This is a genomic window from Streptococcus handemini, from assembly GCF_040984445.1.
Classification (GTDB): domain Bacteria; phylum Bacillota; class Bacilli; order Lactobacillales; family Streptococcaceae; genus Streptococcus; species Streptococcus handemini.
The window spans coordinates 15435-29317 of record NZ_JBFRYH010000024.1; the positions used below are offsets into that span (position 1 = coordinate 15435).

The 13883-nt window shown below is 40.9% G+C and carries 11 protein-coding genes and 1 pseudogene; 5 read left to right on the top strand and 7 right to left on the bottom strand.

The window, feature by feature from the left end:
* Positions 1 to 143: 143 nt before the first annotated feature.
* Together lepB and ABPH35_RS05240 are read right to left on the bottom strand one after the other, a co-directional pair.
* Positions 144 to 671: a signal peptidase I gene (gene lepB, locus ABPH35_RS05235; protein WP_349988709.1), complete on the bottom strand. Its 528-nt coding sequence runs from the start codon at positions 669 to 671 to the stop codon at positions 144 to 146.
* A 37-nt stretch (positions 672 to 708) separates the two neighbouring features.
* Positions 709 to 1344, bottom strand: a complete 636-nt coding sequence (locus ABPH35_RS05240) for a GDSL-type esterase/lipase family protein (protein WP_349988710.1) — start codon at positions 1342 to 1344, stop codon at positions 709 to 711.
* A gap of 118 nt (positions 1345 to 1462) precedes the next feature.
* Between ABPH35_RS05240 and ABPH35_RS05245 the strand changes: the two genes are divergently transcribed.
* Positions 1463 to 2569, top strand: a complete 1107-nt coding sequence (locus ABPH35_RS05245; RefSeq protein ID WP_349988711.1) for an NAD(P)/FAD-dependent oxidoreductase — start codon at positions 1463 to 1465, stop codon at positions 2567 to 2569.
* Positions 2570 to 2618: 49 nt separating this feature from the next.
* Here the strand turns inward: ABPH35_RS05245 and ABPH35_RS05250 are convergent, their stop codons facing one another.
* The 5 genes from ABPH35_RS05250 to ABPH35_RS05270 form a co-directional block, all read right to left on the bottom strand.
* Positions 2619 to 3662: a zinc-binding dehydrogenase gene (locus tag ABPH35_RS05250; protein WP_349988712.1), complete on the bottom strand. Its 1044-nt coding sequence runs from the start codon at positions 3660 to 3662 to the stop codon at positions 2619 to 2621.
* A 106-nt stretch (positions 3663 to 3768) separates the two neighbouring features.
* Positions 3769 to 4938 carry an MFS transporter gene (locus ABPH35_RS05255; RefSeq protein WP_349988713.1) on the bottom strand — a complete coding sequence of 390 codons (1170 nt, stop codon included), beginning with the start codon at positions 4936 to 4938 and terminating at the stop codon, positions 3769 to 3771.
* Between the two features lie 80 nt (positions 4939 to 5018).
* Positions 5019 to 6524, bottom strand: a complete 1506-nt coding sequence (gene pyk / locus ABPH35_RS05260; protein WP_349988714.1) for a pyruvate kinase — start codon at positions 6522 to 6524, stop codon at positions 5019 to 5021.
* Positions 6525 to 6586: 62 nt separating this feature from the next.
* Positions 6587 to 7600 carry a 6-phosphofructokinase gene (gene pfkA, locus ABPH35_RS05265; protein ID WP_349988715.1) on the bottom strand — a complete coding sequence of 338 codons (1014 nt, stop codon included), beginning with the start codon at positions 7598 to 7600 and terminating at the stop codon, positions 6587 to 6589.
* A gap of 81 nt (positions 7601 to 7681) precedes the next feature.
* Positions 7682 to 10789, bottom strand: coding sequence for a DNA polymerase III subunit alpha (locus ABPH35_RS05270; protein WP_349988716.1), 3108 nt, complete (start codon positions 10787 to 10789; stop codon positions 7682 to 7684).
* 243 nt (positions 10790 to 11032) lie between these two features.
* Here ABPH35_RS05270 and ABPH35_RS05275 point away from each other — a divergent pair, with 243 nt between their 5' ends.
* The 4 genes and pseudogenes from ABPH35_RS05275 to ABPH35_RS05290 form a co-directional block, all read left to right on the top strand.
* On the top strand, positions 11033 to 11398 hold the full coding sequence (locus tag ABPH35_RS05275) for a GntR family transcriptional regulator (RefSeq protein ID WP_349988717.1): 366 nt from the start codon (positions 11033 to 11035) through the stop codon (positions 11396 to 11398).
* A gap of 4 nt (positions 11399 to 11402) precedes the next feature.
* Positions 11403 to 12110, top strand: a complete 708-nt coding sequence (locus ABPH35_RS05280) for an ATP-binding cassette domain-containing protein (RefSeq protein ID WP_368849639.1) — start codon at positions 11403 to 11405, stop codon at positions 12108 to 12110.
* A gap of 14 nt (positions 12111 to 12124) precedes the next feature.
* A complete protein-coding gene (locus ABPH35_RS05285; protein WP_349988719.1) occupies positions 12125 to 12940 on the top strand; it encodes a hypothetical protein in 816 nt (271 codons plus the stop codon).
* Between the two features lie 91 nt (positions 12941 to 13031).
* A pseudogene (locus ABPH35_RS05290) lies at positions 13032 to 13883 on the top strand (helix-turn-helix domain-containing protein); the annotation flags it as partial.

Below are 13883 nucleotides of genomic sequence, written 5' to 3' on the forward strand. Positions count from 1 at the left end.
CCATCCATTTCTATTTCATTACTTCAAAATTGGTATAGTCATATTTTTTCTTAACAAAACCAATAAATAAAGTATATAGAAAAGGATTTAGTTTGTCAAATATAAAATTGGTATAGTATTGTTTGTGAATAAAAAAACTAACCCTATTCTTGGGTTAGCCCAATATCAATAAAGCCAAATTCACCAATGGGACTGACACGGAAGGTCAAGCGCCCAATAATTTGATGCGAAGAAATAAGTCCAAATGTTCGACTATCATCACGATTCTTCCGATTATCATTTAAAATCAAATAGTTTCTCTCTGTCACACTTGGAATCATCACGTCTTCTGTATAATAGTCTTGGTGGTGATTAGCTGATTTTTTTAAATACTGTTCCTCAACTATCTCATTGTTGCGGTACAAAACATCATCCATATAGGTCACGCTATCGCCTTCCATGGCAATGACTCGACCAACATGCTCTGTGCCTTCTACTTGATATAAGACAAAATCACCATACTCGATTTCCTTACCTTTGACAGCAATTACAAGATCATTTTCCTTGAGATACGAGTTTGCCATTTGCTTAGTAATAGTGACTGGTTCAAAGACCCAAATGCGCAGTGCAATAATCCCAAAAACTAGCAAACTAATTATAATAATTCGATGAATAAAATCCCTTTTTGCCATTTTCTCTCCATTTCTCTCACTAGTATAGCATATTTTTTCAAAAATTACTTATGACTGCTCCCATGATTGCAGCATAGACTGTCTCTGCAATAAACTGATTACCAAGCGGCGTCAAATGCAGACCGTCACTGTAATACTCTAGGTGTCCTTCTGTTAATGGATAAAAGTTGACCCACTCAAGGCTTTTCTCCTTAGCAATTCGAGGGATAATCGTTTGCAATTCTGTTCGTATAATGTCATTGTTAAGACCAAATCGACTGGTTGGTACATAAGGAGGAACCATGAGATAGACATCTGGCTGACTGGGCATCTGTACATACCGGTCAACCATCTCACTATACTCCCTGATAAAGCGTTCCTTATTCCAATAGGGTCCTCTACTATCATTACTTCCAATCATGATGATGACAATATCTGCTTCACTTTCCAATGACAATTGGGCATTTTTCTCCTGTAAATAGGGATAATCCGAGGTTGACTGCAAGGATCTGCCACTCAAGCCAAAGTTTAAGACCTGATAATGGTGTCCTAATTTTTCGGCAAGAATACTGGGATAGGCATCTCGTTCTCGATTTTCTAATCCATAACCATAGGTCAAACTGTCGCCAACGGTCGCAACTTTGATCGCTCCATTTCCAATCGTTAGGACTTCTGGGTACATTATATCTGACATATCTTCTCCTTTTTTCTATTCTAACATTTTCACAGAATCAGCGCAATTTTGTAGAATACTACCTCCACATGGTGATAAAAACACAGAATTCAATCTTTCTTTATGCTATACTATAAATATGAAACAAAAGAAGATTATCATTATCGGTGGGGGAATTGTCGGCTCTACTGCTGCCTTTTATCTCTCCCAAAACCCACATTTACAAATAATCCTAATTGACGAGGGAAAAGGAAATGCTACACGAGCTGCTGCTGGTATTATCTGTCCCTGGCTTTCTCAGCGGCGCAACCAAACTTGGTATCGATTGGTTGATAAGGGGGCGGCCTTTTATTTGGATTTGATGCAAGATTTACAGGAGGCAGGTATCAAACAGCTCCCCTACAGACAAACAGGGACTCTCGTGTTTAAAAAGAATGATTCCTTACTTGAGAAATTAGCAAAACTAGCTCAAGAAAGACGGGACCAGTCTCCTATGATTGGAGAACTTGGTGTCTTAAAAGGACACGATTTAGCCCAAACTATTCCTCCTCTTGAGACAGAGCAAGGCGCTGTGTTTACTCGCGGTGGAGGACGAGTAGATGGCGGACAACTTCTCGACCAATTGCAGAATCTGTTTGAACAGCAAGGTGGTCATCTCATCAGGGGACATGCCCAGCTCTTATCTAACAAACAAGTCAGCGTAGGCACACAATTGTATCCCTATGATGAAATCATCTTAGCAACAGGCGCTTGGTTGCCTCAGACCCTTCAGCCTTTGGGTTATGCTGTTGATATTGTTCCGCAAAAAGGGCAGTTGCTCGAAGTTCAAACTGCTTTTAATACAGATAATTGGCCTGGCTGTATGCTCCATGGTGAAATTGACATTCTCCCCTTTGAAGGAGGAAAACTTGTTATCGGGGCCACTCATGAAAATGACCAAGGCTATAATCTGACTGTTGATAATGAAAAAATCCAACAAATGAAGGAAACAGCTACTTCCTTTATCCCAGATTTAGAGCGGTACCAAGTCAACCATACACGTGTTGGTACGCGTGCCTATACCTCAGACTTTCTGCCTTTCTACGGACGACTGACAGATCAACCGTCTATTTTAGTCGCAAGTGGTCTAGGTTCTTCTGGTCTCACCTGCGGTCCTTTTATCGGTTGGCAACTAGCCCAATCAATTCTTGGATATACACATGACTTTGATGCCACACCCTATTCACCTGCTGCCTATATCAAATGACTAATACTTAAAAAGCCCTCTTCCTGATAGAAGAAGGGCTTTTTGAATGTTAATCCACAAGCAACATCGATTTGATGACCTTGCGATCTGCCATGTCTTTATAGGCTTGATTAACATCATCAAGGTCATAGGTCTGCGTAAAGACACGACCTGGATTGATGTCTCCGTCCAGAACGGCTTTCAACAAGACTTGCTTATTGTAAGTCGTCACGGAAGCAGAACCTCCTGCGACCGAGATATTTTGGGCAAAAGTTGAGCCAAGCGGTCGGCTATTGTAGTGCGGTACACCAACAAAACCAACACGTCCGCCATTGTGAAGAACTCCTAAGGCTTGTTCGATTGCAGCTTCTGTTCCCACGCATTCAAGCGCAGCATCTGCTCCACCACCTAAAATCTCACGAACTTTGGCAATACCTTCTTCACCACGTTCCGCTACAACAGCTGTCGCACCAGATTCTAAGGCCATGGCTTGCCGATCAGCATGACGGCTCATCATGATAATCTGAGAAGCCCCCATCATCTTAGCTGCGATAACCGCGCATTGCCCAACTGCTCCATCTCCAATGACAACGACCTTGTCTCCACGCTGAACATTGGCTACACGTGCTGCGTGGTAACCTGTCGGCATGACATCTGCCAGAGTAAGAAGAGACTTGAGCATCCCTTCTGAATAGTCAGACGGCTGTCCTGGTACCTTAATCAAAGCCCAATTTCCATAATGGAAGCGCAAGTATTCAGATTGGAAGCCACCTCCCCAGTTAGTAGGCGCAGGGTGATTATCACAAGTCCCGTCAAATCCTGCACGACAGGCATCACAATGCCCACAACCATGCGTAAACGGTACAATGACAAAATCGCCTGGTTTGACGGTAGTAATCTCGCTTCCAACCTCTTCTACTATTCCTAAGGCCTCGTGTCCTGAATTGATAGAATGCGCCGCCTTATCATCACCGTGTGAGTAAGACCAAAGATCTGACCCACAAACACAAGCCCGGACAATCTTGATAATCACATCATCCTTTTCTTGAATTTGTGGTTTATCAACTTCACCAATAATCATCAATCCAGCCTTTTCAAAAATTGCTGTTTTCATTAACTTTCCTCACTTTCTTTACAAAACTAGTATTAGTATACCACTTGGAGTGTACTCCAAGTCAAGGATGAATATTATTAAAAAATAAATTTATGTATTACGTAAGCTATGGCTGGCTATGGATATTGTTTTTCGACCGAAATAAAGCGTAAGCTAACAGACAAGCCAGAACCATCAATCCACTACTCATATAAAATGGAGTAATGAAGGTTTCAATCTGGAATTTTTCCAATAATTTTGTCAGAAAAATCGGTGTTAGAACGACTCCGATATTTCCACCCGTAATGGCTAGACTCGTTACAAAATGGACTTGCTCTTGCGGAAATTGCTTCGAAATATAGTAAAAATTAAACGACATAATGCCAACAAAACTCATCCCTACTAAGATACTAGCAAGAACAAACAGAGGGAAATGAACGGGTAGGGTAAAGAGAAAATTACCCAATCCCATGGAAATCAACACAACAAAAAGGGTGGAATTGCCCAATTTTTTTAAAATTGACCCAAAGAAACAGCCTGTCACAATACCACTGAGAGCTAAAATGGTGAGCAACTGACTTGATAAGGTCGTTGAAAAACCATATTTCGTTACCAGTAAACTTGGAATTTTAATCGTTGCCCCAATATAGCTGATTCCAACGAGGAAGGTCAAAGCTACAACCAATCCTACCTTCTGATTCCATACGAGAGATTCTTTGACCGTCGCTTGAGGATGATGAGACTCAGGAACGTAGAGGTAAAAAAGAATAAGAACAGGGAAGGCGAGTAAGTATACCAAAAAGGTATAGTGAACTCCTACTAATAAAATAGAACCCACTATAAAGGTTGTTAAGGCCTTTCCGATATTGAGAAAAGCCGTCCGAAAGCCAATCATACGAGCCCGCATTTCGCCCTCGTAAAAATCGCTAATCAAACTGATAGACAGCGAATTATAGAGTCCAATTCCTACTCCTAACAACAAACGACTTAAAAATATAAGAGGAAAAGAAGTTAAAAAAGTCGGTAAGATACCAAATAGACCAATCAAGCCCAAACCCAACAAAACTGTTTTCTTTGTCCCTAACCAAGAAACCACTAAATTACTAAGCAAGACCGTAATCGTAATCATCATAGCTGGGACTGTTACCAAGCTCTCTACCGAAGCAAGACCAATACTCGCATTCCGCGCATGATAGTATTCGTATAGCTTTGGAATGGCTGGAGCAATAGCCAAGTGAGACATTAAAAAAATGGAAATCACCAAGAGTGAAAATCGCATCATAGGTTTCGTTTTCATAGTTCTCCTTTACATGACTATGCAAGTAAAAAAGCCTTAGGAACAAGTAGTTCTTGAACCATGAAGGCTTATGCTTTGCTTTATTTTACAGTACGAACACGCATTGTGTTGGTTGAACCTGCAACACCAACTGGAAGACCTGCAACAATGACAATGTCGTCACCTGATTGAACAAGTCCAGCCTTGATTGCTTCACGTTCTGCCAATTCAAACATATCATCTGTAGAAGCTGGTTTATCAGTCACAATTGGAATAACTCCCCAGTTAATCATCAATGATTTTTGAACTTCTTCTGTAAAGGTAACAGCCAAAATATCAGCATTTGGACGGTATTTCGAAATAGAACGTGCTGAGAATCCAGTTTCAGTAACCGTTACAACCAATTTGATATTCATTGAGTGACACGCATCACGAACGGCAGAAGCAATAACTTCTGTCTTGCTTGTACGTTCAAATGTTGAGGCATCCAAACGACTGTATTCTTCCAAGAGAGTCTGCGCATTTTTCGCAATTGTTGCCATTGTACGAACTGACTCAACCGGATATTTACCATTTGCTGACTCACCTGAAAGCATTGTCGCATCTGTTCCATCGATAACAGCATTGAATACATCTGATACTTCTGAACGAGTTGCACGTGGTTTTTCAGTCATTGTTTCAAGCATATTTGTTGCTGTGATAACTGCTTTACCAGCTGCATTCACTTTCGTGATGATCATTTTTTGGTAAACTGGAACCATTTCAAATGGTACTTCGATCCCCATATCACCACGAGCAATCATGATACCATCTGCTGCTTCGATGATTTCGTCGATATTATCAATACCTTGTTGGTTTTCGATCTTAGCAAACAATTTCACGTGAGCATTTCCAGTTTCCTCACAGATAGCACGTACTTCATTCACATCTTTTGCAGTACGAACAAATGAAATCGCGATGAAGTTCAAGCCTTGCTCAAGACCGAAACGGATGTCCGCATTATCACGCTCAGCAAGAGCTGGGAAAGGAATTTTAGTGTAAGGAATGTTTACACCTTTTTGTTTAGCGATAACGCCATCATTTTCAACTGTTACTTCAAACTCACGTTTTGCATCATCTTTTGCAAAAACACGAAGACCAAGTTTACCGTCGTCAACAAGGATTTGTTTTCCAACTTCAACGTCGTCATAGATGTCAAGAGCACCTGCAACGTTCAAGGCAATCACTTCACGAGTTGATTTGACTCCTTGTTTTGTTGCAACACGAAGTGTTTCACCAGTTGTATACTCGTATTCTTTTGCATCCCCTTCAAACAATTCTGTACGGATTTCAGGACCTTTTGTATCAAGCAAGAAACCGACTTTTTGACCAGCAATTTCTTCCGCACGACGTACTGTTGCCATACGCTCACCTTGCTCTTGGTGGTCACCGTGTGAGAAGTTGAAACGGAATACGTTTGCCCCTTCTTTGATCAATTCAGCAATTTTCTGAGCTGAGGCTTCAACGTCTAATTTTTCACCCCAATAACCATCTTCACCAAATTTTTTACCACCACGGATTTCAACCGCAGGACCTAATGTAGCAACAATTTTTACGCGTTTATTCATGATTTGTTTTTTTCTCCTTTTTTGCGACAAGTTTCCAATTAACTGTTAACGATTATAGACGTTTAATAACGAGACAAGCTACGAGCCAAGCCAGCTAGTTTCGCATCCCCTTTATGAGGGTTGTTGACAACTATCTTACCATCTTCACCTAGGCAGAAGAGAGCACTTTCTTCTTTTGAACCAAGGATTGGATTAGCAACGAGGTCATCTTTGTGAACACCAACTGCGAGACCGCCTTTCCCTTCTTTTAACAGTTCTACTGCATAAGCACCCAGGCGTGATGCTAAGACACGGTCGCGGACGGTTGGACGACCACCACGTTGGATATGACCAAGCTCAATCGCACGAAGGTCACTCGTATCACCAGCTTCTTTCAATTTTCTAGCAAATTCATCTGCTGACATAACTCCTTCAGCAAGCATAACGATATTGTGGTTCTTCCCTTTTTCATAACCCTTACGGATATTGGCAACCACATCTTCAATCTTGAAGTCTTCTTCTGGCACAATAATTTCATCTGCACCAATCGCAATACCTGTCCAAAGAGCAATGTCCCCTGCGTGGCGCCCCATTACCTCTACAACAAATGTACGACGATGACTCATGGCTGTATCGCGAATTTTATCAACCGCATCCATAACTGTCATACAAGCTGTATCAAAACCGATGGTAAAGTCTGTACCTGGAATATCATTGTCAATCGTTCCTGGGATACCAATTGCAGGGAATCCGTGCTCTGTCAAGCGCATCGCACCGTGGTAAGATCCATCACCACCGATAACAACGACTCCTTCAATCCCATGTTTTTTCAACTGCTCAATTCCTTTTAATTGACCTTCCAATTGAGCAAACTCTGGATAGCGAGCCGAGTATAGCATGGTCCCACCAGTACCAAGAATACCGCTTACTCCTACTTTTGTAAGAGGGAAAATATCTCCAGCAACCATTCCGGCATAACCATAGTTAATCCCGAAGACTTCCATCCCCTCTGAAATTGCTTTACGAACCACTGCACGAACGGCAGCGTTCATACCAGGGGCGTCACCACCACTAGTCAAAACAGCAATACGTTTCATTTAACTAATGCTCCTTTTTTCATTTTTAACTGTACCATTATACCACATTTAACCCCAGTATGCTTGACTTTTTGCTATTTTTTACTGAAAAACCGTTTTCATTGAAAATTCCTGTAAACGAGTCTGTAATTCCTCTGATTTTTGGACGAAAATCTGTTCTAATTGCACTGTTTGATTACCATCTTGATAATGAAGAACGACTGGAATTGTCCCTGGATAGGCAGCCAAAATTCTTGCGATTTCCTGATCATATTTCCTATTTTCCAGCAAAATCCAAAATTTTTCCGCATTGGGCTGTTCTAAATTCTCTAAGACTAGCTGCAATTGACCATCTCTTTCTTGAACCTTCCCAATCAGATAGACAATATCCCCCTCTTTCAAAAGGCTTTGATAGCGTTGATAGGTTTCTGGAAAGAGGGTGACATCTATTTTCTTCTTGGTGTCGCTCACTTGGATAAAGGCCATTTGCTGACCTGTTTTCTTGGTGCGAATCACACGGATGGACTGAATTTGTCCCAGAATCGTAACAGCATTTCCAGCTACTAATTCGCCAAATGGAGTATGAGGCCTGTTCGTCGATTTTGCTATACGTAGCAAAGGATGCGGACTCATTCCAACACCAATAATCGCCTGCTCTAAACTAAACTTCTCACTATCACTGTAATCTTCTGCTTCTTGCCAACTATAATTTTCCTCTGAGAAGAAACTACCAAAGGTATCCGCAAAAACGAAAAGATTATCTAAGTTTTCCAAAATTTTCTTCCTATTTGGTTCAAATGAATCAAACAAACCAAGCTGAATCAAGGGATTTAAGGTATCTTGTTTTTTAAAATTAGCAGGTAGACGCAGAATAAAATCCTCCACGCTCTTGAAGGGACGCGCCTCAATGAGCCAAAAGGCCAAGTCTTTTGGAAGTCCCTTAATGTTCTTGAGCCCCATGTAAATCTTGTTGCCCTCAAACTTATCATGGTAAGGAATGCTATTGATTGTAACAGGAGCTACCTGAAAATCAAACTGCAGGGCGTCTGAAATGTAATCCCTACTTGAATAATTCAACATGATGTCAAAAAAGACATCGGGATAATGGGTTTTAAAGTAGGCTAATTGGAAGGCTAAAGCTGAATAGGCATAGGCATGACTACGGTTAAAACCATAGCCCGCAAATTTTGCCATCATGGCAAAAATCGTTTTTGCCCTCTCCTCATCATGCCCCTGTTCAAGTGCTCCTGCGAGAAAATCAGCTTCCATACTCTGCATTTCAGCCTTATTTTTCTTAGACATGGCACGACGCAATAAATCAGCCTTTCCAAGTGTAAAACCAGAAAAACGCTGGGCAATCTGCATGACCTGCTCTTGATAAAGCATGATGCCGTAAGTCGGCCGCAGAATATCGGCAAGCGATTCATCTAATACATCTACTGGTTCTTGACCATGCTTGCGTTTGACAAAATTATCTGAATAGTCACTTGCTCCCGGTCTGTTCAAACTTGTCGTTGCAACAATATCCTCAAATCGGCTCGGCTGTACGCTTTTTAGGAGATGAATTGCTCCTGGCTGCTCAAACTGGAAAATTCCTTTTGTTTGCCCCTTGGCAAAGAGTTTCAAGGTCTCTGAATCTTCTAAATCAATGTCTGAAATCACGATTTTCTTGCCATATTTTTCCTCTACTGCTTCTGCCATTTTTTGAACGAAGGTTAGATTTCGTAAGCCTAAAAAATCCATTTTTAATAGTCCATTGGCTTCTACCGCATGAGCATCATACTGAGTAATCAGCATGTCCTCGCCTGATTTTAACGGAATGGTATCAGTCAATTCTTCATCACTCATCACGACACCCGCCGCATGAATCGAAGTCTGCCTTGGTTGCCCCTCAATTTGCTGAGCTATGGCGTAGGATTTTTGATATTCTATTTTGCTATTGATGAGTTGCCTAAAGGCAGCATTTCGCTCATAGGCTGTTGTCAAAGTATCTCGAAAAGAAATCTTCTTTGTGATTGTGCCGACTTCATATTCTGGTATCCCATAGCGCTTTAAGACATCCCGTAGCGCTTGCTTAGCACCAAAAGTCGAGTAGGTCACAATCTGCGCTGCATGAAAACTGCCATAACGCTCCTGCACATAACGGATAAAATCTCCACGGTGAATATCTGGAATATCAATATCAATATCGGGCATGTTAAAGCGCTCGACATTTAAAAATCGCTCAAAGAGTAGGTTGTGTTTGACCGGGTCAATACCTGTAATCTGTAAGGCATAAGCCACTAAACTTCCGACCGCAGAACCGCGCCCCATCCCCATGTAATAACCCTGACTGCGTCCAAACCGCAAGAGATCCCAGACAATTAAAAAATAATCGTCAAAACCCATTTGATGGATAACTGCTAGTTCCTGTTGCAGACGCTCTTGATAGACAGGATAATCAATCCCTCTTATTCGCAAGCCTTCCTCAGCCTTTTCACGCAGTTCCTCCACTGCTAAGCGCTCCCGATTAAAGCGAGGCAATTTCAAGTTTTTATCAAGCTGATAGGAAATCCTTGCTACTAAGCGATTCAACTCCTCAATAGCTGTTGGAAATCGTTGCTGAAAAATTGCTTCTAAACTTTCTGGGCTTAACAATGCTTGGTTATAGACCAACTGAGTGACTTGATTGAGGGGGATATTGTCTTGAATGGCATGAAGGACCTGTAAGACTTCAACTTGACGTTCTTCAAAATACCTCACGGTATGTAAGGGAATCAAGGGACGATTGGACTGAATTGCTGGTGTTGCTGCATGCACTCCAATATAAAAATCAACTCCCAAATCATAGAATTCGATTCCTTCAAAATAGGGGATAATCAGAGCAATGCCTGCTAGATAAGGACGAATCCGATCAAATTCTTTTTCCCCCATCATCTTGGCTGTCGAAATTTTCAAGAGATTTTGATAGCCTTCGGTATTTTTTGCAATAAACTGAATCACAATTTGTTCATCTGCAGACACCTGCCACTCTATTTCACACCCAATGACTGGTTGAAGCCCTGCTTTTTCACACGCTTCTATAAAGGAATATGCAGCGTACAGATTATTCCGATCCATGATGCCTAAGTGCGTATAGCCCATTTCTTTCGCACGCGCAACATAAGACTCAATCGTGATCATGCTATCCATAAAACTATAGACGGTCTTGGTATCTAATTGTGCTAACATAGCTCCTCCTTCGTATCCTATTTCTTTTTCATGAACATAGTATATATACCATTATACACCAAAAAAAATCCCCTTGCTACTATCGGTTTTCAGCTTAGCAGGATAAGCTAGGAACAAGAGTTTGAACAATTTTTACGATAATCGAAAATAATTCTTGCATTTTAGAAAGGAATATTGCATTATATACATAAGACAAAGACACAGGTTCTATCTATCATTATTCATAAAAAGAAAGGAACTACCATGGCTTGGAAATTTGATAACAACTTCCCAATCTATATCCAGATTGCCAATACCATCAAGTTGCAAATTGTGACTCACCAACTCCAATCCGGGGACAAACTACCAACCGTGCGTGATTTAGCAGAAATTGCTGGAGTTAATCCCAATACTGTTCAACGTGCCTTATCTGATCTCGAAAGCGAGGGCTTTGTTTATTCAGTCCGCACAACAGGACGCTTCGTAACAGATAATCAGGATCTGATCAATCAAACGAGAGCTAGCCTAGCTAAAGACGAATTGGAGAACTTTGTAACCAATATGCTTGACCTAGGTTTTAAACAAGAGGAATTGGTTCAGCAGTTGGAACATTATCTAAAAGGAGAATAAAAATATGGAAAAGAATTTTACTCTCGTTGAGCTTCAGCAAGTCTCAAAATTATACAGCAGATTAGTTGCACTAAACAATGTCAACCTCAAATTTTCAGCTGGAAAAATCATTGGCTTACTCGGACCCAATGGTTCTGGAAAAACAACCTTGATTAAATTGCTCAATGGGCTTCTTCAGCCAGAATATGGGCAAATCCTAATCAATGGTCGCAAACCATCTCCCGAAACCAAGCAGATTGTATCCTACCTTCCTGATACGACCTATTTAGATGAACACATGCGAATTACAGAAGCGATTGACTTATTTAAGGACTTCTATGCGGATTTTGATGAGGCGCGTGCGCTTCACCTGCTTCAAGACCTCAACATTGAGCTCAACAGCCGTATCAAGCATTTATCAAAAGGAAACAAGGAAAAGGTGCAGTTGATTTTAGTTATGAGTCGTCAGGCTCTTCTCTATATCCTTGATGAGCCGATTGGCGGCGTTGATCCTGCTGCCCGCGATTATATCTTGCGGACGATTATCAACAACTATTCTCCAACCTCTTCTGTACTGATTTCAACTCATTTGATTTCAGATGTCGAACAAATTCTCGATGAAGTCATCTTTCTCCAGTACGGCAATGTGATCCGTCATAGCGATGTCGATGACCTACGAATTGAAAGCGGAGAATCCATCGATGAACTTTTCCGCCGTGAATTCAAGGCTTAGTAAAGGAGATTCCTATGTTTGGAAAGTTATTAAAATATGAATTTAAAGCAGTTGGAAAATGGTATCTAGGACTGTATGCTACAGCTGGATTGCTCTCTGTCGTCCTCGGCTTCTGGATTCAAAATATTATCCACCGACCAGAAAGAACGATTAGTGACACAGAAATTGGTATTTCACTAGCTAATACCTTAGAAGGGATCCTATTTGGTGCTATTATTATCGGTTTTGCAGTCATCATTGCAGGCCTCTTCCTGTCAACCTTCTTTCTCATTATCAAACGCTTTAGAAAAAATGTCTACGGTCGCCAAGGATACCTAACCATGACTCTTCCTGTTACTAATCACCAGATTATCCTTAGTAAATTGACCGCTGCCTTTATTTGGAGTACCTTATCTGGAATCGCTACAATCCTTTGCATTTTGCTTATTTCCTATATTACATTTGGTTCGATGCTCAATGAGCATCTTCCTGAATTCGTAAAAGAATTCAATGAAGCGTATAAAGAATTTACTGGCATGAATTTTGGTATTAGTTATGCGGTTGATCTCATTGTCGGTACCATTCATTCTATCCTCTTGATCTACTTCGCTATTTCTCTCGGTCAATTATTTAAGGACTACCGTACACTTCTAGCCGTTGTCTTTTACTTTGGTATCAACTTTGTAGAAGGACTTATTTCAGCTATTCTCGCTGTAGCAACAGGCGTTCCAGGAGACAGTGTCACATTAGCTGTTCACTCACTCTTAGGTATCATCATCAGCATCGTTCTTGCTGTTGGTTACTACTTCGGTACCTACTACATCATGACAAAAAAATTGAATTTGCAATAGTATAGTAAAACTCTCTGAAACTGATATACTCCCCATATAGTAGACAGTGAAAAAACCAAAATTCACTAGACACTATAAGGGGAGTTTTCACATGTCCAAAAGAAGTCCAAAATCAGTAGAAGAAAAGTTAGAAATTGTTTGCTTATTACTTCACCAAGAACAGTCGCTTACCCAACTTAGTAAACACTATCAGGTCGATCATCAAACAATCCAGTCTTGGAAAATGAAATATGAGGAGTTCGGTATAGACGGTCTTAAGGAGAGTCGAACTTGGAAACACTATTCGTCTGAGTTAAAAGAACAAGCTGTTCAAGACTATCTAGCTGGTAAAGGTTCCTTAAGAGGTATCTGTTCAAACTATCATATCTCTGACCCTTATGTTCTCAGAAGCTGGATAAAACGGTATACTAGTGGTAAAGAATTAACATCCACAAGTAAAGGACACAGCCGTATGAACAAAGAACGCAAGACCACCTTTGAAGAACGACTTGAGATTGTCAACTACACCATCGCGCATGAGAAAGATTACCAGTCAGCCATTGAGAAGTTTGACACCTCCTATCAACAGGTGTATTCATGGGTACGGAAGTTTGAGAGTGAGGGAGCTCAAGGATTGGTGGATCGTAGAGGAAAAGGACTAGAAAGCAAGCCAAACCTCACTGAAGCTGAAGAACTTCAACTCAAAATCAAGCAACTAGAAGAACGGAATCGTTATTTGGAAATGGAGGTAGGTCTTCTAAAAAAGTTGGAGGAAATAAAACGGCGAAACCGTCGCTAAGAGTGGGAAAGCACCTAGAGAAGTTCCAAGCTATTAGGGATTACCATGATGAACACCCAGATAGTCTTATCTCTATTTTATGCCAGATTCTGAAAGTCTCACGTTCAGGCTATTATAAGTGGCTCAATCATGATGAAACAACCTCTGAGAAAGAAAACAAGAAAC